Below are 21,033 nucleotides of genomic sequence, written 5' to 3'. Positions count from 1 at the left end.
ATTCTTGAGTCAACTGCTCGCCAGTCGGCCGGGCGGGGGATTGTTCAGCCGAGCGTGCCCTGGCGGAGGGCGGCGCCGTGCTTGTGGACGGCCTCCACGAGGAACTTCGCGGCGTCCGGGTCGGTGGGCGGGAGGATGCCGTGGCCCAGGTTGAAGATGTGCCCGGTGGGGCCGGCGCGGCGGAGGATGTCCTTCACGCGACCGTCCAGCTCCTCGCGGGGCAGGAAGAGGTGGAGCGGATCCAGGTTGCCCTGGGTGGCGACGTCCGGCCCGAGGATGCGGCGGCCCTCGTCCACGGGGCAGCGCCAGTCCAGGCCGATGACGTCCGCGCCGGTGCGCTTCAGGAGCGGCAGGTGCGGCGTCATGTTCACGCCGAAGAGGATGACGGGGACGCCCGTGGCCTTGAGCTCCGTCACCATCTCGGTGAGGTACGGGAGGCTGAAGCGTTCGAAGTCCCAGGGGGACAGCTCGCCGCCCCAGGAGTCGAAGATTTGAACAATCTTCGCGCCGGCCTCCACCTGCATCTTGAGGTACGGGATGAGGGTGTCGGTGAGCTTCCGGAAGAGGCGGTGGGCCACTTCGGGCTGCTCGAAGAGCAGACGCTTGATCTGGATGTAGCTCTTGGAGCCGCCGCCCTCGACCATGTACGCGGCCAGGGTGAAGGGCGCGCCCGCGAAGCCGATGACGGGCACGGAGTCGTTGATGGCCTTGCGCGTGCGGCGGATGGCCTCGGCGACGAAGCCGGTGCCTTCGACGGGGTCGGGGACGCCGAGCTTGTCGATGTCCGCGGGCGTGCGCAGCGGGTTGGGGAAGTGGGGGCCCTTGTCGCCCAGCTCCAGGTGGATGCCCATGGCCTCCACGGGGATGAGGATGTCGGAGAAGATGATGGCCGCGTCCACGCCCAGGCGGGTGATGGGCTGGACGGTGACTTCGGCGGCCAGGTCCGGGTTCTTGCAGAGGTCCAGGAACGCGATGTTGCCGCGGATGGCGCGGTACTCGGGCAGGTAGCGGCCCGCCTGACGCATCAGCCACACGGGGGTGGTGTCGGTGGGCTGGCGGCGCGCCGTGCGCAGGAGTCGGTCGTTCACGTCGTCACCTTCGAGGGGCGGGAGGGAGTCACGGGCTTCACGGCCCGGGGTGTACCCTATCTCCATGACCCGGTTGAACCGCTACGTTCCGAGCCTGCTCGCGCTCGCATGCATGGCCTGTGCGGCGGGGCGGACGGCTGCTCCCGCCCGGCCTCAGTGGCCGCTGTCTCATGAGCTGGTCCGCTGGGAGCCGGTTCCCGGGGCGAGCGTCGTGGCGCCTCGGGTGCCTCCTGGGGCACCTCGGGTCGACCCTGCAGGGGTCTATTCCGGATGTAAGGACATCAACCCCGCTGACGTAGCCGGCATCGAGCCCCAGGTCACGGCCTACGTCACCTGCTCGTGGCACCAGTTGGACTTGGGCCGACAGCTCAACATCGACCTGGCCACCAATGCCTATGGACTCCACGCGTCGTCAGAAGAGAAGCGTGAGCAACTCCGAGTGACGCTGCTCCAGCAAACCGGCATTCCAGAGAAGGAGCTCACCCGGTTACCCGCCCCCTGGTTCGGGTGGGAATGGCGCAAGAACGTTCAAGAGTGGCTTGGGCCGCCAGAAGAGAAGCCAGACGGTCCGGGAGAGTTGCTCCGAGACCGCTGGATCGTCGCCGGAACGGGCCTTCTCTTCGTTCAGGTGATCTCCTCGGGAGATGATCCGTTCCCCGAGGGCGAGGCCTTCCTCGAATCGCTGCGGGTCACTGACCTGAACTGACGATTCAGCCGCCGTCCCGTCCGCCGTGGTCGTCGCTGCCGCCGTCGTCGTCTCCACCGTCGTCGTCATCCGCGGGCAGCGTGATGGGCTGGAGCCGTTCCTCGCCTTCACGGACACAGACCTCCGTCTCCACGTCCTCCAGGTCGTCGGCCTTGACCTCCAGCGCGTAGCAGCCCGCGGGCAGCGGCCCCAGGCGGACCTCTCCGCTGCTCGTGTCCACCTTCGCGCGGTCTTCTCCCGTACCTCGCAGCTCCACCTCGACGTCGGGCGGGATGGCGCCCAGTTCGTCCCGCACCCTCACGGTGAGAAAGGCTCCGGGCTTCGCCTGGATGTCGCCCACGTCGGTGACCCGAGCGCCCTGCGCCAACACGGGCGTCCTCGCCGCCTGCGTGCGTGAGGCGACCACGTACAGCTCCAGCGACGTCGCCGGCACTCCGTCCAGTTCGAAGCGGCCGTCCGCGTTCACCGTCGCGCGCAGCTCCTCATGGCCCAGCACGCTGACTCGCGCCACGCCGGACTCCGCGCCCAGCACTCGGCCTCGCACGGTGCCCGTGCGCAGGTCTCCGTTGTCGAATCCGCCACAGCCCACGAGCGCCAGCACCAGCGCTCCGCCACATGTCCTGGCTCGCATCAGAAGCGGTACCCTCCGGCCAGCATCAGGCCTCCAAAGCCCACCGTGCGCGTCTGCCCGTCCACCGGGACGTAGGCCCACAACGCCTGCGCTCGCGCCTCCACCATCCACGCCGGGCTGAAGCGGAATGACAGCGCGGCCATCCATCCCGGCCAGGCCGTGACGTACTGCTCACTCCGGTCCAGCAGCTGCAACTGGAAGGAGCGTTGCAGCCACAAACCGGCCACGCGCGGACCGGTGGACAGGCCCAGCCGGCCCCATGTCCACGTGGGCCCCACCGCCACGCCCACGAGCAGCGTGCGGTGCCGCACCGGCACGTCCCCACCTGGATCCAACCGCAGCGACTGACGCCCCTGCCCCGCCGACACGTCCACCCAGAGGTCCAGCTTCCCGTCCAGGAGCACGCCCTCCCAGCCCAGCCCCACGCCGGCCTGCGCCGACGCCGGCAGCACCTGCTCGCGGCTCTGTCCATCCAGGAAGCCGAGCACGCCTCCGCCCAGCGTCACCGTGCGCTTGGGCCCGTCCGCCATGGGGCGCAGGAAGGCTTCCAGTTCGCGCCGCTCGCCGGAGCGCAGCGCCACCGTGTCTTCCCACAACACCTGGCCGCCCTTGCGCAGCTCCAGCTTCCGCCGGCCCTCCGGCACCACCACGCCTCCGGGCAGCTCGCCCGCGTCGTGGCCGTCAACCTTGAGCGTGAAGCCCTCCAGCCTCGCGCTGTAGGAGAAGACCTCCGGCTGACCCGGCCGCTGCAAGGAGCCGGACAGCAGCACCGGATCCGCGCCCACTTCCAATATCTGCGCGCTGGGACGCTGGCGCCCTTCCGTATAGGCCCAGGTGTTGCGGCGAGCCCAGTCGTGGGCCTCGGTGGCGCTCACCGCGCCGTCGCGGTTGCGGTCGCCGCTTCCGTCGAGCGCCTGGATGAGGAAGTGCGTGTAGATGTCATTGGCCAGCGCGTCGTCCTCGCGCGCGGCCTCGCCCCAGTCGCTGGCGGACAGAACCAGCGAGGCGCGGCTCGCGGCCTCCAGGGGCTGCGGCAGGAAGGACGCCTTGGTGTGCGCGAGCTCGTCGCGGACCTCCGGCGGCAGCAGCGACTTGCCCGTGCCGCTGTGACAGGTGGCCAGCACCAGCACGCGCCGCCGCGAACCCAGCCGCTCCAGCGACTGTTCCAGCGTGGCCATGTCCAGCCCCGTGCCGGCCACGTCCCGGTAGCGGGTATCGGACGTCACCAGATAGCGCTGAAGCTCGCCCCTCACGTCGCGTGCCAGCGAGCCATGCCCGGACACGTATACGACCACCGTGTCCTGGGGCCGCCAGGGACGCGCCTCCAGCGCCTGGAGCGCGGCGAGCACCGACGTGCGCGTCGTCTGCTCGGGCCGCGTGAGCACCGTCACGGAGCGGAAGCCCCCGCGCACCGGATCCGCCAGCACGCGGCCCAGGTCGTCAGCGTCCTTCGCCGCGTAGCGCAGCCCGTTCCATGCGGGGTCCGTGTACGCGGAGATGCCGATGAGCAGCGCGTGCCGTTCACCCTCCTGCGCCGAGGCCAGCACGCCATCATCCAGGCGCACCCGCACCGCGCGGCCCTTCTCCCGCGGCTCCACGGAGCGGCACGCGCCGAGCACCACCAGCGCCAGCATCACGGGGATGAACAGCAGGCGGGACACGCGCGGCTCCTCAGGGAGCAGCATGCCCCGACTCCACCTTCAAGCGAAGGCGGGCCTGGGCCGCGTCTGGAGGAACCTGTCCGCTGACGCGCACCGCCTCCAGCGCCGCGTTCTCCTGTTCACCGTGCGGCCAGGCGACCAGCACCAGCGTCACGGGTCCGCGCTCGTCCTCCAGGGACACGCCGGCCAGGTCCTCGCCGTCGCGCAGGTCGTGCGTGCCCGGCGTCAATGCATGACGGCCCAGCACCTGCGGCGGCACACCAGGGGCTTCGCGCACCAGCAGTGCGTCCGCGGACTCACTGGTGTGGTAGCGCAGCAGCACCACGGCTTCGGGCGGAAGCACCGCGTCCTCGGCGACCGCGCGCACCGCACCGTCTGGCATCTGCGCCGCGGCCGTGAGCTCCAATGCCAGCGGCGAGGTGCCCTTGATGCGCTGCGAGGACGGCTCCACGTGACCCGGCCCGCCGGTCCCCGGACGCACCACGAGGGCCAGGAGGACAGCGGCGGCCACCGCGCCCAGCCCTCCGGTCACCCATGCACGATGGGGCGCGCGCAGCTTCCGGCGCACCCGCGCCCAACCGACCGCATCCTCCCGGACGGGACGGTCCGAGGCCGCGACGAGCGCTTCGTCCGCCAGCGCATCCACCCCCCGAAGTTCGCCGGGCTCCGCGTCGTCTCGCGCGAGGAACGCCTCGCACGTCTCACAGGGATGCGAGAGGTGTTCGGCGAAGTAGCGCACCGCTTCGGGCTCGCGCCGTTCGAGCTGCTTCGCGGACTCCACATCCAGATGTCTGTCGCTCGCGCCCATGGTTCAGCCCACCTCCGCGGCCAGGAGCCGCGCCAGCAGCTCGCGCTTCACGCGGGCCCGGAAGCGCTCCAGCCGCATCGTCACCGCGCTCTTGCCCAGCCCCAGCCGGTCGGCGATCTCCCGCGCGCTCAGCTCGCCCTCCAGATAGAAGAGGCGGGCGGTCTCCTTCTCCGGGCCCTCGGGCAGCCCTTCGATGAGCGCGCGCACCACGGCCACGCGGCGCTCCAGCGTCAATGACGGAGGCAGCGCGGGCGCGACGGTGTCCAGTTCGCGCGCCAGGTCCTCCTCCACGCGGGCCCGGGCCTTCGCTCCACGGCTGAGCGCGTAGGCGTGATGCCTCGCGATGGTCAGCAGCCAGCCGCTGAACGCGCGCGGATGCTGGAGCCGGGGCAGCTCGCGGAAGGCTCGCACGAACGTCTCCTGCACCGCGTCCTCCACCTCCGCCGCGCCCAGGACGCCCGAGCCCTGGGCCACGCGTCGCACGGCCCCGTGGAAGCGCTGGTAGAGCTGACCGCACGCGGACTGTTCCCCTCGCGCCGCCCGACGGATGCAGTCCGCCAGCTCCTGCTCCGTCACGACGCCCTCTCCATCCCCACGCGCTTCGCGCACGCGCGCGACGGCCGCGTGCCGGGGCAAGCCCGCCGAGGCGATGCCGGTCCAGGTGAGAGGATGCAAGCCATGACCCCTGTTCAGTACTCCGTCCCCAGGGATGGAGTCACGGAGGGCTTTTCCGGCCACGCCCGCCCGGCCGATTCCCCGGGCCTCCCTCCGGAAATCCGCGCGGAAAATCCCGCCCGTGGCCGTTTTTCGCGGCCGGACTCCTTTCCTTCAGCGGAAGGGATGACGGGCGGGCATCGCACGGCCGGTGCGAGTCCACGGGCCCGGCATCCCCCACCGGAACCAGGAGACACACGTCATGCGTCGTTTCATCGGTCTGTTCGCGTCCCTCATGTGGCTGTCCGCGTGCGGTAACAGCACGTCGTCGGTGGGGTTGAGCACGCGGATGGGGAGCGCGGTCACGGGTTCGGCCCTGACGCGCACGTCCAGCCAGCGGCTGGAGCTCTCCAATGGAATCACCGTGGATCGAGTGCGGCTGTCGGTCCGCGAGCTGGAGCTCAAGCGTGAAGGCCACCATGACGACAGCTCCGACGACGACTCCGACGCCGGGACCGACGCGGGGACCGACGACAAGAGCGAGCACAAGCAGCGCACGGGGTCGTTCCTCATCGACCTGTCCGGCACGGCACTGGAGGGCCAGCTGGTGCGCCTGCAGGACATCTCCGTGGATGTCGGCACCTACGACGAGATCGAATTCGACATCGGCAAGGTCGATCCCGCGAACGCCACAGGCGGCTTGAAGGAACTGGCGGATCAGGGCGCGTCGCTCATCATTGACGGCCACATCGACGGCGAGCCCTTCCAGTTCGTCTCCAGCCTCCGCGTGGAGCAGGAGCGCAAGGTGAGCTTCGAGATCGCCGAGGGTGACGACCAGAACGTGACCTTCAACATCGACCCGAGCGGCTGGTTCACCGACAAGGACGGCAAGCGGCTCGACCCGCGCGAGTCCAGCGCCCGGTCGCAGCTGGAGAGCAACCTCCAGAAGTCCATCGACGCGTTCGACGACCACGACCGCAACGGCGGCGAGGACGACGACGACGACGGCAGCCACCATGACGGCAAGGACGACTGAGCGCGCCGTCCCCCTACGTCATCTGAGCACCCGCGCCAGATAAGGCGCGGTGCGGCTCTCCTTCACCTTCGCCACCTGCTCCGGCGTGCCCTGCGCCACCACGCGGCCACCGGCGTTACCCGCGCCGGGCCCCACGTCGATGACGTGGTCACTGGCGGCGATGACACGCAGGTCGTGCTCCACGACGATGACCGTGTTGCCCGCGTCCACCAGTCCCTCCAGCTGCGTCATCAGCTTGTCCACGTCCGCCGGGTGCAGGCCCGTGGTGGGTTCATCCAGCACGTAGAGCGTGTCGCCGTGCTGGGTGCGCTGCAGCTCAGTGGCCAGCTTGATGCGCTGGGCCTCGCCTCCGGACAGCTCCGTCGCGGGCTGGCCCAGGCGCAGGTAGCCCAGGCCCACGTCTCGCAGCACCTTGAGTGCTCGCTGGAGCGGCGGCTCTTCGGTGAAGAAGTCGAAGGCGCCGTCCACCGTCAGCCCCAGCACATCCGCGATGTTCTTCTCGCGGTAGCGCACCTCCAGCGTCTTCGCGTTGTAGCGGGTGCCGTGGCACGTGGGACACGGCGCGTACACGCTGGGTAGGAAGAGCAGCTCCACGCTCACGAAGCCTTCGCCCTCGCACGTGTCGCAGCGGCCTCCCGACGTGTTGAAGGAGAAGCGCCCCGCGCCGTACTTGCGCGACTTCGACAGTGGCGTCGCCGCGAACAGCTTGCGCACGTGGTCGAAGAGGCCCGTGTACGTCGCCAGGTTGGAGCGCGGCGTGCGGCCGATGGGCTTCTGGTCCACCGTCACCAGCCGGCGGATGGCCTCCATCCCTTCCTTGATGTGGCCCTCGCTCGCCAGCACCGGCTCGCGGTCCAGCGGCTCGCCCTCCTCTTCTTCCGGCGCCAGCGTCTGGCCCAGGCGCGCAGCCACCAACTCCACCAGCGCCTGACTCACCAGACTGGACTTGCCGGAGCCGGACACGCCGGTCACCGTGGTGAAGACGCCCAGCGGGAAGTCCACGGCCAGCCCGCGCAGGTTGTTGCGCTTCACGCCCTCCAGGCGCAGCCGCCCGGTGGGCTTCCGGGCCTCGCGGCGGCGCAGAGCCTCCTCCTCGAAGAGGTAGCGCCGCGTGCGGGATGCCTCCACCTTCGCGAGCCCTTCCGGCACGCCGCTGTAGAGCACCCGCCCGCCGTGCTCACCGGCGGCGGGGCCCACGTCGACGATCCAATCCGCGTGGCGGATGACGTCCACCTCGTGCTCCACCACGAACAGCGAGTTGCCCGCCTCCTTCAGCCGGTCCAACGCCGTGAGCAGCGACTCCGTGTCCGCGGGGTGCAGGCCGGCGGACGGTTCGTCCATCACGTACACCACGCCGAAGAGGTTGGAGCGCACCTGCGTGGCCAGCCGCAGCCGCTGCAGCTCCCCCGGCGACAGCGTGGGCGTGCTGCGCTCCAGCGACAGGTAGCCCAGGCCCAGGTCCGTCAGCACCTGGATGCGCGCGAGCAGGTCCTTGGTGATGCGCTGGGCGACGATGAGCTTCTCCGGGTGCTCGCGGGCCATGACGTCCGCGTCCTTCCCCTTCCCTTCCGCCGTGGGTTTGATCAGCTCCGCGACCTGCTCCAGCGGCAGGCGGGACAGCTCGCCGATGTCGCGGCCCGCGAACGTCACGGACAGGGACTCGCGCTTCAGGCGCTTGCCCTCGCACAGCGAGCAGTCGCTGGCGACCATGTAGCGGGCGACGCGCTTCTTCATCATCGCGCTCTGCGTGGTCGCGAAGGTGGTCATCACGTAGCGCTTCGCGCCCGTGAAGGTGCCCATGTAGCTGGGCGTCTCCTTGCGAGCCATGGCCCGCTTCACCTCCGCGGACGTGAAGCCCGCGTAGACGGGGACGGTGGGCTGCTCGTCGGTGAAGAGGATCCACTGGCGGTCCTTCTTCGGCAGGTCGCGCCAGGGCTTGTCGATGTCGTACCCGAGCGTCACCAGGATGTCGCGCAGGTTCTGGCCGTGCCACGCGGGCGGCCACGCGGCGACGGCGCGCTCGCGGATGCTCAGGGAGTCATCCGGCACCATGGAGCGCTCGGTGACCTCGAACACGCGGCCGATGCCGTGGCACTTGGGGCACGCGCCCGCGGGTGTGTTCGGGGAGAAGGCGTCCGAGTCCAGCCGCTCCAGCTTCGGCGGGTAGTTGCCCGCGCGCGAGTACAGCATGCGCACGGAGTTCGACAGCGTCGTCACGCTGCCCACCGACGAGCGAGACGTCGGCGCGCCCCGGTGCTGCTGGAGCGCCACCGCCGGTGGCAGTCCGTCGATGGAGTCCACCTCCGGCACGCCCACCTGATCAATCAGGCGCCGGGCATACGGGGCCACGGATTCGAAGTAGCGCCGCTGCGCCTCCGCGTAGAGCGTCCCGAACGCCAGCGACGACTTGCCGGAGCCGGACACGCCGGTGAAGACCACCAGCGCGTCGCGAGGGATGTCCACGTCCACGTGCTTCAGGTTGTGTTCGCGGGCGCCCCGGACGCGGACGAAGCCGGAGGGGTCGGGGGTCTTGCGGGAACGCGGTGCTTTCGGAGGTGCCATGCCGGGCGGACGTTGCCCACCCGTCAGCGCGCGGTCATCCACGAAGCGCACCGCCCCGTCGGAATCCAGATGCGTCCCGGCCCTCCACCGTCTGGCGGAGGACACGAGGCCTGACGGCTCAGCCGCCTCCCCGAGCCCCCGGCCGCTCTAGCCCGAGCGCCGCCGGCAGCACGTACTGTCCGAACAGGACCAGGGGGAGCGCCGAGCCCGCATCATTATAGTGGCTGCCGGTGAAGGCCGCGGTGACGCCCAGCGAAGGCGCGACGAAGACGTACTGCCCCCCGTTGCCCCGCGCGAAGGACACCTCCACCGGTGTGCCCTGGATGACGAAGCGGGCGCTCCACCACAGGAGCCCGTAGTTCGCGTCGCCCAGCGGCCCCAGCGCCTTGCCTAACTCCGCCACCCACGCCTCGGAGACCCGGCGCTCGCCCTGCCACGAGCCGCCGTCGAGCATCAGCTGCCCCACCTTGAGGAAGTCGCGCGGACGCAGGCGCAGGTGGCCGCCGGTGTCCGTGCCCTTCTTGCCCGCGGGCTGCCAGGTGACGTCCTGGACCTGCATCGGAGTGAACAGCCACTCGCGCGACAGGTCCGTGATGGAGCGTCCGCTGACGTGCTCCAGCACGGCACCCAGCAGCACCACGCCGCCCGTGCAGTAGCGCGTCACGGTGCCGGGCTCGTCGCGCATGGGCACGTCCACGATGAAGCGGGCCCAGTCGTCCGTGTCGTACATCCGCTCTTCGTTGCCGGGGGACTCGGGGTCCCAGTCGTCGCACGACAGCCCGGAGCGCATCTGGAGCAGGTGGCGCAACGTGATGCGCTCCTTGCGCGGATCCGCGTTCTTCACCGGCGCCAGGTGCGGCAGGAGCGGGAGCACGGGCGCGTCCAGGTCCGGCAGCAGGCCGCGCTCGTGCGCCATGCCCACCAGCAGCGACGTGACGCTCTTCGTGGCGGACCTCAGGTCGTGCGCCTTCTCTCGCGTGAAGTCGTTCCAGTAGCGCTCGTAGACGAGCTGGCCCCCGCGCGCGACGAGCACCGCGTCCGGCGCCTCCACCGTGCCTTCGGACACGTCGTGCTCCAGCGCGTCGAACCACGAGCGCTGCACGCCCGTGTCCTCGAAGGAGGCCACGGCCCAGCCGTCATCGAGCCGGTCCGGCGGCGAGCCCGGCCCCGTGGGCACCCGCTTGCCTCCGCACGCCATGAGACACACCACGCACAGCAGCAGCACCATCCGCTGGAACATCGCTGCACCTGCCTTCGCTCCGGCCCTGGAAGCGCGGCAGCCTATGTCACGCGGAGGCGCCATCGCGACTAGCGGAGGTTCTTCGCGGCCTGCTCGCGGATGCGCGCTTCCTGTTCCCGCAGCTCGGGGGTGAACTCGGCGCCGAAGTCGTCGTCCTCGAAGACCTGCCGCAGCTCCAGCTCCACGTTGCCGCCCGCGTCCATGGACGGCCAGCGCTTGAGCCACGCCAGGGCCTCCTCTCGCGACTTGACCTGGATGAGGGTGAAGCCGGCGATGAGCTCCTTCGTCTCCGCGAAGGGACCGTCGAGGATGGCCGGCTTGCCGTTCGTGAACTTCACGCGGGCGCCCTTGCTGCTGGGATGCAGGCCCTCGCCCTGGAGCATCACGCCCGCCTTCACCATCTCCTCGTTGTAGGCGCCCATGGCGGCCAGCAGCTTCTCGTCCGGGAGCACGCCGGCTTCGGTGTCCTTGTCCGCCCTGCGGATGATCATGAAGCGCATGGTCGTGTCTCCTGCCGCGCGCCGTCGGGCCGCGGGGGGTGTGCTTCTCCTGCCTTCAGGGACGCAACGAATGGGCCTGGGGAAAATCGACACGGCCTTTTTATTTTCCCGCCGAGTCTCCCAAACCCTCGCAATCACGAGGCTTCCCATGTCCCGGCCGCGAATGTGACAGTGCCCCCATGCACGCGGGCGGGACATCCACCGGGACGAAGCCCTTTCCGGCCAGCGGCCTCCTGCACCCGGCGGTGCTCGTGGCCGTGGTGCTGCTCGTGCTGAACGACCACGTGTTCAAGGCGCGCTGGCCGTCGTGGTGGACGGGGAAGCTCTCCGACGTCGCCGGGCTCGCGATGTTCCCGGTGCTCCTCCAGGCGCTGTGGGAGCAGGCGTTCCAGCGCCGCGCGCGGGAATTCCGTCCGTCGTTCCGGGTGCTCGTGGGAGCGGTCGTGCTGACGGGGCTGTGCTTCGCCGCGACGAAGCTTTCCTCGGACGCGGGGGATGCGTGGCGCTGGGCGCTGGGCGCGCTGCAGTGGCCCTTCTACGCGCTGCGCGCGGGGCTCGCGGGCGCGCCCATTCCCTCGGTCCGTCCCACGGTGCACACAGTGGACATCACGGATCTGCTCACGCTGCCGTCGCTGTTCATTCCCCTGTGGCTGGGATGGCGGCGTGCTCGCACGGCTCGCGAACAAGGCGCGCGTATTCCCGCGCACGAGGAGTCTTCACTCCCTCCTTGATTGCTGCGAGCTGTGCACGTCGCTTCGCGGCACGTGTCAGACCCCCAATTACAGTCGGCCCCCGTCACGCATTGAAACGACAGGGGCCATCATGTCCGCGCGTTCTCCTCAATCCCATACATCCACGCCTTCGAACATCCTGGAGCAGGTGCGGCAGTGCGCCGCGTCCGTCACGCGGTATCCGCTGGACATCCTGACGGAGCATGCGCAGCTCGAGGACGAGCTGGGCATCGACTCCGTGAAGCTCGCGGAGATCGCCGCGGTCATCGCTCGTGAGTTCCAGCTGCCGCCGGACCGGCTGCCGCGCAACGGGAAGGCGCGCACGCTCGGCGCCATCGCGGGGGCGGTGACGGAGGCGCTGGGCACGGAGCCCGGACCGTCGCTCCACGTCACGCCTGTTCCCGCTGTCGTCGAAGTGAAGGCGAGCATCGGTGAAGCGAAGGCGAGCACCGGTGCTCCGGCCACGCTGGACCTCCTGCCGCGCGTGCGCGCCGTGTTCGCGCGTGTGACGCGCTACCCGGAGGAACTGCTCACGCCGCACGCGGACCTGGAGGACGAGCTGGGCATCGACTCCGTGAAGCAGGCGGAGGTGATGGCCGTGATCATGAAGGAACTGGGGCTGGGCGACGCGCCGAAGCCGTCGCAGCGCCTGCGCACGATGGCCGCCATCACCGACGCGGCCCGTGCGCTGCTGCCAGCCGCGCCGCCCGTCGTGGAAGCCAGGCCTCGCGCTCCCGTCCACGCGGCGCCCTTGCCTGTTCCGTCGCGCACGGAGCTGCCGTTCGAGGGGAAGGTCGCGCTCGTCACGGGCTCGGGGAAAGGCATCGGCCGGGTCATCGCGACGCGGCTGGCTCACGCGGGCGCGACGGTGGTCGTCAACTCGTTCCACTCCCGTGAGGACGGGGAGAAGACGGCGCGGGACATCGTCGACGCGGGTGGCAGGGCGGTCCACCTGTGGGGCTCCGTCGCGCAGGAGGAGCACCTGGAGCGGATGTTCGCGGCGATCCGCGAGCAGCTGGGCGGGCTCGACCTGCTCGTGTGCAACGCGTCCAACGGGCTCATTGGTCCGTTCGACCGCATCGCGCCCCGGGATTGGGACAAGGCGTTCCGCACCTGCATCACCGGCACCTACGAGTGCGCGATGCGCGCCCGCCCGCTGATGGCCGCGCGTGGGGGCGGGAGCATCGTCACCATGTCCACGTCCATGTCGCAGCGGTACATGCACGACCTGGGTTGCCAGGGCGTGGTGAAGGCGGGCGTGGAGTCCCTCACGCGCTACCTGGCCGCGGAGCTGGCGCCGGAGGGCATCCGCACCAACTGCGTGTCCGCGGGGCCCGTGCACGGGGACCTGCTGGGGATGTTCCCGGACGCGCCGGAGCGCGTCGCACGCTGGGAGTCCGCGACGCCCGGTGGACGGCTGTGCACCGCGGACGACGTGGCGGACGTGACCGAGCTGCTGCTGGGGCCGAAGACCCAGCGTGTGAATGGCGCCATCTGGGTGGTGGACGCCGGCCTCTCCGGAACCGTGGACGGCCTGCTGCCGGCCGCGCGCGCGTCCTGACCCTTCCTCTTCCAGGAGCCATCACCATGGACTTCTTCGCTGTCCCGTACGACATCCACTTCGACGACACGATGGCCTACGGGAGCCATCACTTCCTCACCAACTTCAAGTTCCAGTGCGCCGGCCGGGAGCACCTGCTCTTCAGCCCGCACGCCTTCGAGGAGCCCGAGTTCCGGCGCGACTTCGACCAGGTGCTCCTGCTCACCTACGAGGGCTATTCGCGCAACCTCGCCCCGGCGGCGCTGGGGGATCGGCTGATCATCCTGACGTCGCTGGAGGAGCGCGGAGAGGTGTCCCTGCGCTTCTGCTTCCGCACGTTGAAGAGTGACGGAACGCCGGTGGCCTGCGGCTACCAGACCGTGCTCTGCGCGGACCGGCAAGGGACGCTGCGCGCGTTCCCGCAGTCCTTCCAGCGCAGCTTCGAATCGCTGGCGGCACTGCATGAGCCGGCGGGCACGAAGAGCTTCCGCGACCTCGCGTTGCAGGGCGGTGGAGGCGTCCAGGCCTTGTTCCCGGAGGCCGTGCGCGAGCTGGCGCGGACGCTGCTGGCGGACACCGCTCCGCGCGGCGTCTCGCGGATGGTCCGCATTCCCGAGCCAGTGCCCGGCCTTCAGCTGCCGACCAACGCCACCGCGTTCCTGTTCGCGGGACAGGGCACTTTCGAGCCTGCCCTCTTCCTCCAGTTGAAGGCGCTCCAGCCGGAGCTACGTGACGAACTGCTGGCGGTGTCGGAGGCCTGCCGTTCGCAGGGCATCGACGTGGGGCCGTTGCTCGCGGCGGAGGACGTCGCCCAGGTGGGCCGGGTATTGGACGCGGCGCCGCTGTTGGATCAGCTCGGCATCTTCCTGTCCGGGGTGCTGGGGGCGCGGTGGATGGAGCGCCAGGGCACCCGGCCGGACGTGTTCGTGGGGCACAGCTTCGGGGAGATCGCGGCGATGACCGCGGCCGGAGCCATGGACCTGCGCACGGGCGCGGCGGTGGTGTGCCGTCGCATCCGGGCACTCCAGACGGTGCCGGACGACCTGGGCACGCTCGCGGCGGTCGCCCTGTCGGATTCGGAAACCGTCCGGGCCGTGGCGGAGAGTGGGGCCAGGACGCTGGAGGTCGCGGGCCGCAATCACTCGCGGCAGACCGTGGTCGCGGGGCCTCGTGAGGAACTGGAGCGGTTGCGCGAGTTCCTGGAGCGGCAGGGCAAGGGCTTCACGTTCATCGCCAGCCGCTACCCGTTCCACCACCCGAGCCTGGCGCCCGCGGTCACCGCGTTCCGCACGAGCCTCGCGGACCTGACGGTGCATCCTGCACGCGGGCCCATCTATTCGCCCATCGAGCGGCGGGCGTACGGACGTGGTGGGTCCGAGCTGGCGGGGGCGCTCGCGTCCCACCTGGTGCGTCCCTTCGACTTCCCGGGCGCGGTGGAGACGTTGGTGGGCGTGGGCTGCGCGCGGTTCGTGGACTGCGGCACGGGGGGACGGCTGACGCGCATCGTCCAGCGGATCCTTCCCAAGGACACGTCCATGACGCTGACGTCCGTGGACCGTTCGCTGCCCGAGAGTGCACCGGTCGTGACGCCTGTCGCTCGGGATGCAGCGCCCGTGGATCCGGCCATCGCGGTGGTGTCGTTGGGCTGCATGCTTCCGGGCGGCGCGAAGGATCCGGAGACGTACTGGCGGAACATCCAGCGGGGCATCAGCGGCATCGTCGACACGGGGGTGAGCCATCCGGATCAGGTCGTGGACTTCGTGGGTCCGGCGGTGACTCCGGACCGCACGTACACGCTGCTCACCGGGCGGGTCCTGGACAGCGACCTCGTTCCGCCTCCGGGAATCACGCCGGACCGCTTCCAGCGCTACGGCCGTGAGCAGCGGTTGCTGGCCATCGCGCTCAGTCAGGCGATGGAAACCTTGCGGTCCACCGCGCCGCGTGCGCCTGGACGCATCCAGTGCCTGCTCGGATCCACCGCTGACGGCTCGCCCGAGTACGACGACTCGCTGTGCGTGGAAGCGGGAGAGTCCCTGCTGCGTGCTCGGGGCGAGATGGCGCGGGAGTTCTCCGCGTTGATGTGTGAGGCGCTGGGTGTCACCGCGACGTCCTCCGAACTGGCACCGCACCCCACCCTCCAGTCGGTGGTGACGGACGTGGTGGGCCCGAGCGTGTCCACGGTACTGCTGGACGCGGCGTGTGCCTCTTCGCTCTACGCCATCGCGCTGGGGATGAAGGCGCTGGAGCGCGGCGAGGCCGACCTGGTGCTCGCGGGCGGGGTGTTCTCTCCGGGTCCGGGCAACAGCTGTCTGTTCTCCCAGTTCAAGGGACTGTCGGCGACAGGGAGCCGGCCGTTCGACGAGCGAGCGGATGGCGTCATCTTCGGCGAGGGCGCGGGAGTGGTCGGCCTGATGCGCCTGGAGGATGCCGTCTCCGCGGGGTTGAAGGTCCACGCGGTCATCCGTGGCGCGGGGCTCTCCAGCGACGGGCGCAGCAGCTCCGCCAACGTCCCGCGAGCGGACGGACAGGTGGCCGCGATGGAGGCGTGCTACGCGACAGCGGGCGTTGAACCGGCGTCCATCCAGTACATCGAAGCGCACGGAACGGCCACGCCGGCCGGAGACACCACCGAGTTGCAGTCGATTGGCCGCGTCTTCGGAGGCAAGCGGAAGGGCCTCCAGCTCGCGAGCGTGAAGGCGTTGATCGGCCATGTGGGGTGGGCCGCGGGTGCGGCTTCGGTCATCAAGCTGTGCAAGGCGCTGGAGCACCGGAGCTTCCCGCCGCAGTCCCACTTCGATCGTCCAGGCACGGGCCTGCGAGCGCTCGGGCCGGACTTCGAGGTGAGCACACGGGAGCAGCCGTGGCCGGAAAACGGGGACCATCCGCGCCGTGCGGCCACGAACGGCTTCGGCTTCGGCGGCACGAATGCGCACCTGGTGTTGGAGGAGTACCGGGGAGGTCCGCTCGCGCCGCGCGCCAGGGCCGTGCCTTCCATGGGCGAAGAGCTGGTGGTGGTGGCCGCGGAGGGGATGTTCCCGGAGGTGCGTTTCGACGCCAAGGGGATGCGTCTGCCCGCGTCCGTGCGGCTGTTGCCGGACATCACCGAGGACATGGACCTCACGCAGCACCTGGGCCTCATCGTCGCGAGCGACGTCGTGAAGAAGCTCGGGGCGTTCGATTCGCTGCGCACGGGGACGGCCATCGTCCTGGGGTTGGAGGGCAAGACGCGCCGGGGCGTGGAGGCCACGCAGCGAGTGCTCGCGGACTCCACGCGGCGCAGGCTGCGCGAGCACATCCAGCGGGCTCCGGGCTCCGCGCGGCTTCTGCCGCTGGTGGACCGGCTCCATGCGGCAGTGGGCGCGCTGCGACCGTCCGGGCCGTACACGCTCCAGGGGATGATGCCCAACGTCACGCCGGGACGGGTGGCGGGGGCGCTCGACACCAAGGGACCGAACTTCGTGGTGGATGCGGGGGCCGGCACGCTGGCCGCATCGCTGCGGGCATCGAGGGCCCTGATGAACAGCGGCTTCGAGCTGGTGCTCGTGGGCAGCGCCCATGTGAAGAGGCCCGGGGAAGGCCCCGCTGTGTCCGCGCCCGAAGAGGGCATGACGATGTTGGCGGTGACCACGGCAGCGAAGGCGGAAGCGCACGGCCTGAAGCCACTGTGCCATCTGAGGATGTCCGAAGAGGCTGGCTCCGGCGCAGGGCCGGGCGTCACGTTGCCGCCCCACTCCGCTCGGGAAGCACAGGAGGTGCTGAACGCGGTGCGGGCCGCCGCTGAGGGGCAGGCCATCACGCTGCGCTTCCATCCGGATGCCGCGACCGGCACACGGCTGGTCCTCCAGCTTCAGCCTGGCCTCAGCGCCCGGCCTGGAGCACCGAAGGAACAAGCAGTGGCGGCAAGGTCTCCGTCCGCGGAGCGCCGCGAACTGGAGAGATCCGCCAGGTCCTCGGGCATGCCTTCCGTCTCCAGTGCTGAGAATCGAGACCTCAGCAGGACCGCCCCGTCGGCGGCGAACCGCACGAACCTGTCCGACAGTCGGACAAGTTTGGAGAACCCGGCCGGCCGGGAGGGGCTCCCCCTTCAGCCGGGCCGCGAAAACCTGTCCGACAGCCGGACAGGATTGGACAACCCGGTCGGCCGGGAGGGGCTCCCCCTTCAGCCGGGCCACGGGAACTTGTCCGACAGTCGGACAGGTTTGGGCCGCTCCGGTCCGGAGGCGGGCACCTTGGATGTCCGTGGGCCTGGCGCTCCATTTGCACCAGGAGCCATCGCAACGGTCACCGCATCCGCCACCTCCATCCCGGAGGCATCCGACGGCTTCGACCACTCGGCGCCCATCCGCTACCACGCGCCGGTGCTCGTCGAGCGCCCGGCACTGACGACCGGAGTGTCGCAACTGCGCGGTCGGCGGGTGCTGTTCATCGCTCAAGACGAAGCCGTGGCCCGTGAGCTTTCGGCCCAGGCCCACGACATCTGCGGCCCTGAGTTCCGCATTCTCCACTCGGGCGCATCCGATGCGGGAGCGCGGATCCATGGCATCGACCTGACACGGGAGGAGACCGCGGAGGCGGGCCTGGATGCGCTTGGCTTCGAGCCTCAGGTCATCGTCGCGGTGTGCCGCATGTCATCCAAGGAGAGCGAGTCCTCCGTCGTCGCGGACACGGCCCTGCGCCACGAGGCGCTGGAGTTGCTCTTCCTGTCCGCCCGCCGCGCCTATGAAGGACTGTCCGCCGGCACCGTGACGCTGGCGAGCCTGTGCATCGGCGGCGTCGGTGCTCGCCGGACGCTGCACCCTGTCACCGGCCTCTTCGCCGGCCTGCTCAAGTCCCTGGGCCGCGAGGTTCCAGCGCGTGGCATCCGTGCCATCGCCACGGGTCCGCTCCCGCTCCGCATGGCGCTCAACCACGTCGCGTCCGAGCTGGGCACCGGTGACGACACCGCGCCCGTGGAGGTCTGCTTCGATGGCTCCGTCCGTTGCGTCCGGCTGCTCCAGCCGACGGACGTTCCGGCGCGTCCCGGCGTCACGCTCGACTCCCACTCGGTGGTCCTGCTCACGGGTGGTGGACGCGGCGTGACGGCCGTCCTCGCCGGAGCGCTGCTCAAGCGGTACGGCTGCAAGGTCGTCCTCCTGGGCCGCAGCGACCCTTCCGATGCTCCCGAGCGCGTGCTCCAGGCACGCGACGAGAAACTGGGCGCCGTGGAGCGCGAGTTCTATGCCTCCGAGCTCGCCCGTGACAGGTCGGTGCGCATGCCCGCGCTGCGTGCACGCTTCGAACGCCACCTGGCCGTACGTGAGCTGCGGGCCACGCTCGATGGACTCATGCGGCTTCCCGGCCAGATGACCTACCGCGCCGCGGACGTCACCCGCCCCGAGGACGTGGACCGCGTGGTGGAGGAGCTGATCCGCGAACACGGGCGGCTCGACCTGGTGGTCCATGGCGCGGGCACGCAGGTCTCCAAGAAGCTCCACCGCCGCCGGCTCACGGAGCTCCGGAGCACGCTGGACACCAAGCTGGTGGGACTCCGCAACCTGCGCGAGGCCTGCGCTCGCCGCCTCCCAGCTCCCGTGCCCTTCCACGTCCTGACCTCCGCGTTCAGCTACATCGGCAACGACGGACAGGCGGACTACGGCGCGGCGAACGAGGCGCTGGACCGGCTCTGCGCCTGGGTCAGCGACACGCGACAGGACGTGCAGTGGTGCAGCGTGGGCTGGCTCGCCTGGGACGGCATCGGCATGACGCGCGGTTCGGAGTACCGCGTGCTCGGAGCCAGCCGCCGGCTGCGCGGCATCCGCGCCGACGAGGGCGAGGCGCTCTTCCTCCAGCTGGTGGACGGACAGCCCGTCCAACCCATCAACGTCCAGCTCACCGAGAGCGAGCGCAGCTTCTACGGCCTGGAGGTGATTGCCCCGCATGAGCCCACCCCGGAACCTCCGCGTCCCACGCGACGGGACCTCACGGTCGACGCGGCGAGCGTCCCGTGCCTGGAGGACCACCTCGTCCGAGGCACGCCCACCCTGCCCGGCGCCTGGGCCCTGGACCTGATGTTCCAGGCGGCCCTGGACGACACCCGCCCCGAGCTGCGCACCGTCACCATCGAGGACGTGCGCTTCTCCCGCTTCATCCGCGTGAAGCCCGGAGGCCAGCAGTCCCTGCGCGCCGAATGCACTCCGCTGACCGACACTCCAGGCCAGCACAGCGTGCAGGTGAAGCTCACCGGGGACATCGTCCATGCCTCCGGCGTGGTGCTGGAGCGCGACCTCGTCTACGCCGAGGCCCGCTTCACGCTGACGGCGGAACCGCCCCGGCCCCCACCTCGGCTGGAGGCCGCCCACGCTTCGGGCCACGGCCTGTCCGTGCACGACCCGCACTGCGCCACGGGCTCCCCCATCGAGCTGCGCAGGATGTTCGACTGCCTGGAGGAGATCCGCCTGGAGGAGGACGCCCGCTTCGCGCGGCTCGGGCTGCCGGAGTCACCTCGGCAAGCGGGCCACGGCGTTCCGGCGCTCGTGCTGGACGCAGCCCTGCGCCTGAGCGCGATGCACGTGGAGGGCGTGTCGAATGACGTGTTCGCTCCCGTGGGCGTCCAACGGGCCACGTTCGACCGGGACCTGGTGGCGCACGACTCCAGGGCTCCTCGCCGCCTCACGCTGAAGTCGCTCGCCCCTCGCGTGGAGGGTGACCTGCTCCAGTGCGGCACCGTGGCGGCCCATGACGAAGCCGGCCGCCTGCGGATGCTCGTCGAAGGCGGCATCGCCCGCCCCATGGCTTGAACCCCCTTCCCGCTCAGGCAACCGCCATGACTGACTTCTCTTCGTCCCTTCCCATGCCCCCGGATGACGCCAAGCGGCTCCGCTCGGAGCTGCGCCGCGTGCTGCCACCGGAGGCCTTCGAACGACAACCCCTGCGCGGCATCGTCGCGCTCTGCCTGGTGCCGGTGGAGGCGGCGCTCATCTGGGTGCTCGGCACCTGGACGCTGCCCCACTGGGCGTGTCTGCTCATCGCCTTCGCGTTGGGCCAACTCATCACCGCCGTGGGCCTTGCCGCGCATGAGGCCCTGCACCACTCGGTGTTCCACAGCCGCAAGTGGGAGAGCCTGCTGGGCTGGGTGGGCTTCGCGCCCTTCCTGGTGACACCGGGTAACTGGAGGGCCTGGCACGTCCAGGCCCACCACAGCGCCGCCAACGTCCTCGTGAGGGATCCGGACATCCTCCCGCGCAGGACGGACTGGCACACCCAGGGGTTCGCGAAGCTGTTCCACGCCATGTCCCCCGGCTCCGGACACTGGCTGAGCTTCATCAGCTTCAGCGTCTTCTTCACCGCGCAGGGCCAGGCCTTCCTGTGGCACCACTGCCGGTTGCCCGCGTTCCAACACGTGCACCTGCACCGGACCCAGGAGCGCGTGCTCACGGTGCTCGTCACCGTGGGCTGGGTGGCGCTCGGGTGGGTCCTGGGCCCCAGGGCCGCGTTCTATGCGCTGGTGCTCCCGCTGCTCATCGGGAACGTCACGCTGATGATCTACATCGCCACCAACCACTGGATGCAGCCCGCGGCGGAGGAGACGGACAACCCCTTCGTGAACACCGCCAGCGTGGAGACGCACCCGCTGATGAACTGGATGCACTTCAACTTCAGCTACCACCAGGAGCACCACATCTTCCCGGCGCAGAGCCCGAAGTACGCCCCGCTCCTGCGCAAGCACCTGCGAGAGCTGAGCCCGCGGGCCTCCATCGTCTATCCGCACCTGCACGCCCTGCGCACGCTGTACCGGCGCCCGGCGCTATACTCCGCGGATGGCCAGTCACTGATGGGCCGGGATGGAACGCCGGAAGTGAGCACCACGGAGCTGCGACGACAGCTCGAAGCCACCTGA

The 21,033-nt window shown here is 70.3% G+C and carries 14 protein-coding genes; 6 read left to right on the top strand and 8 right to left on the bottom strand.

From position 1 onward, the window contains the following. Window positions 1–44: 44 nt before the first annotated feature. A complete protein-coding gene (hemE, locus tag D7X30_RS16080; RefSeq protein ID WP_120563822.1) occupies window positions 45–1,088 on the bottom strand; it encodes a uroporphyrinogen decarboxylase in 1,044 nt (347 codons plus the stop codon). Window positions 1,089–1,443: 355 nt separating this feature from the next. On the opposite strand from hemE, the gene D7X30_RS41670 reads away from it, so the two are divergent. Continuing rightward, on the top strand, window positions 1,444–1,794 hold the full coding sequence (locus D7X30_RS41670; RefSeq protein WP_147443220.1) for a hypothetical protein: 351 nt from the start codon (window positions 1,444–1,446) through the stop codon (window positions 1,792–1,794). A gap of 4 nt (window positions 1,795–1,798) precedes the next feature. On the opposite strand, the gene D7X30_RS16070 is transcribed toward D7X30_RS41670, so the two are convergent. The 4 genes from D7X30_RS16070 to D7X30_RS16055 are packed head-to-tail and all read right to left on the bottom strand — an operon-like array spanning window position 1,799 to window position 5,569. Next, window positions 1,799–2,425 (bottom strand): carboxypeptidase regulatory-like domain-containing protein, encoded by a 627-nt coding sequence (locus D7X30_RS16070; RefSeq protein ID WP_120563820.1) that lies wholly within the window; start codon window positions 2,423–2,425, stop codon window positions 1,799–1,801. Then, the gene (locus D7X30_RS16065; RefSeq protein WP_120563819.1) at window positions 2,425–4,110 is read right to left on the bottom strand and encodes a caspase family protein; all 1,686 of its coding nucleotides are present in this window, start codon (window positions 4,108–4,110) and stop codon (window positions 2,425–2,427) included. Before D7X30_RS16065 ends, D7X30_RS16070 begins: the two co-directional genes overlap by 1 nt. Then, window positions 4,097–4,894, bottom strand: a complete 798-nt coding sequence (locus D7X30_RS16060) for a hypothetical protein (RefSeq protein WP_120563818.1) — start codon at window positions 4,892–4,894, stop codon at window positions 4,097–4,099. The genes D7X30_RS16065 and D7X30_RS16060 overlap by 14 nt, the downstream gene beginning before the upstream one ends. 3 nt (window positions 4,895–4,897) lie before the next feature. Next, entirely contained in the window at window positions 4,898–5,569 is a 672-nt protein-coding gene (locus D7X30_RS16055; RefSeq protein WP_120563817.1) for an RNA polymerase sigma factor, read from the bottom strand. A gap of 241 nt (window positions 5,570–5,810) precedes the next feature. Here D7X30_RS16055 and D7X30_RS16050 point away from each other — a divergent pair, with 241 nt between their 5' ends. After that, complete coding sequence (locus D7X30_RS16050) at window positions 5,811–6,584, top strand: hypothetical protein (RefSeq protein WP_120563816.1); 774 nt, start codon at window positions 5,811–5,813, stop codon at window positions 6,582–6,584. Window positions 6,585–6,602: 18 nt separating this feature from the next. Here the strand turns inward: D7X30_RS16050 and uvrA are convergent, their stop codons facing one another. From uvrA to D7X30_RS16035, 3 genes are all read right to left on the bottom strand, one after another. Continuing rightward, window positions 6,603–9,146, bottom strand: coding sequence for an excinuclease ABC subunit UvrA (gene uvrA / locus D7X30_RS16045; RefSeq protein WP_120564169.1), 2,544 nt, complete (start codon window positions 9,144–9,146; stop codon window positions 6,603–6,605). A 118-nt stretch (window positions 9,147–9,264) separates the two neighbouring features. Beyond that, window positions 9,265–10,386, bottom strand: a complete 1,122-nt coding sequence (locus D7X30_RS16040; RefSeq protein ID WP_120563815.1) for a serine hydrolase — start codon at window positions 10,384–10,386, stop codon at window positions 9,265–9,267. A 68-nt stretch (window positions 10,387–10,454) separates the two neighbouring features. Next, a complete protein-coding gene (locus D7X30_RS16035) occupies window positions 10,455–10,886 on the bottom strand; it encodes a YciI family protein (protein ID WP_120563814.1) in 432 nt (143 codons plus the stop codon). 179 nt (window positions 10,887–11,065) lie between these two features. Here D7X30_RS16035 and D7X30_RS16030 point away from each other — a divergent pair, with 179 nt between their 5' ends. The 4 genes from D7X30_RS16030 (at window position 11,066) to D7X30_RS16015 (ending at window position 21,033) form a co-directional block, all read left to right on the top strand. Next, window positions 11,066–11,617: a hypothetical protein gene (locus tag D7X30_RS16030; RefSeq protein WP_120563813.1), complete on the top strand. Its 552-nt coding sequence runs from the start codon at window positions 11,066–11,068 to the stop codon at window positions 11,615–11,617. A 91-nt stretch (window positions 11,618–11,708) separates the two neighbouring features. Then, window positions 11,709–13,178, top strand: coding sequence for an SDR family oxidoreductase (locus D7X30_RS16025; RefSeq protein WP_120563812.1), 1,470 nt, complete (start codon window positions 11,709–11,711; stop codon window positions 13,176–13,178). 26 nt (window positions 13,179–13,204) lie between these two features. Beyond that, window positions 13,205–19,933 carry a type I polyketide synthase gene (locus tag D7X30_RS16020; protein WP_120563811.1) on the top strand — a complete coding sequence of 2,243 codons (6,729 nt, stop codon included), beginning with the start codon at window positions 13,205–13,207 and terminating at the stop codon, window positions 19,931–19,933. Window positions 19,934–19,959: 26 nt separating this feature from the next. Next, complete coding sequence (locus D7X30_RS16015; protein WP_120563810.1) at window positions 19,960–21,033, top strand: fatty acid desaturase; 1,074 nt, start codon at window positions 19,960–19,962, stop codon at window positions 21,031–21,033.

The organism is Corallococcus sp. AB011P (genome assembly GCF_003611605.1).
Lineage (GTDB): Bacteria > Myxococcota > Myxococcia > Myxococcales > Myxococcaceae > Corallococcus > Corallococcus coralloides.
Note: the sequence above shows the minus strand (reverse complement) of the source record. Positions and strands in the feature narration are given on the sequence as shown.

What these genes read in the sequence shown, in the direction of transcription:
- D7X30_RS16050 (WP_120563816.1), top strand. Translation starts at nt 5,811, where the DNA reads ATGCGTCGTTTCATCGGTCTGTTCGCGTCCCTCATGTGGCTGTCCGCG.
- D7X30_RS16035 (WP_120563814.1), bottom strand. Translation starts at nt 10,886, where the DNA reads ATGCGCTTCATGATCATCCGCAGGGCGGACAAGGACACCGAAGCCGGC.
- D7X30_RS16040 (WP_120563815.1), bottom strand. Translation starts at nt 10,386, where the DNA reads ATGTTCCAGCGGATGGTGCTGCTGCTGTGCGTGGTGTGTCTCATGGCG.
- D7X30_RS16060 (WP_120563818.1), bottom strand. Translation starts at nt 4,894, where the DNA reads ATGGGCGCGAGCGACAGACATCTGGATGTGGAGTCCGCGAAGCAGCTC.
- D7X30_RS16030 (WP_120563813.1), top strand. Translation starts at nt 11,066, where the DNA reads ATGCACGCGGGCGGGACATCCACCGGGACGAAGCCCTTTCCGGCCAGC.
- uvrA (WP_120564169.1), bottom strand. Translation starts at nt 9,146, where the DNA reads ATGGCACCTCCGAAAGCACCGCGTTCCCGCAAGACCCCCGACCCCTCC.
- D7X30_RS16065 (WP_120563819.1), bottom strand. Translation starts at nt 4,110, where the DNA reads ATGCTGCTCCCTGAGGAGCCGCGCGTGTCCCGCCTGCTGTTCATCCCC.
- D7X30_RS16015 (WP_120563810.1), top strand. Translation starts at nt 19,960, where the DNA reads ATGACTGACTTCTCTTCGTCCCTTCCCATGCCCCCGGATGACGCCAAG.
- D7X30_RS16020 (WP_120563811.1), top strand. Translation starts at nt 13,205, where the DNA reads ATGGACTTCTTCGCTGTCCCGTACGACATCCACTTCGACGACACGATG.
- D7X30_RS16070 (WP_120563820.1), bottom strand. Translation starts at nt 2,425, where the DNA reads ATGCGAGCCAGGACATGTGGCGGAGCGCTGGTGCTGGCGCTCGTGGGC.
- D7X30_RS16025 (WP_120563812.1), top strand. Translation starts at nt 11,709, where the DNA reads ATGTCCGCGCGTTCTCCTCAATCCCATACATCCACGCCTTCGAACATC.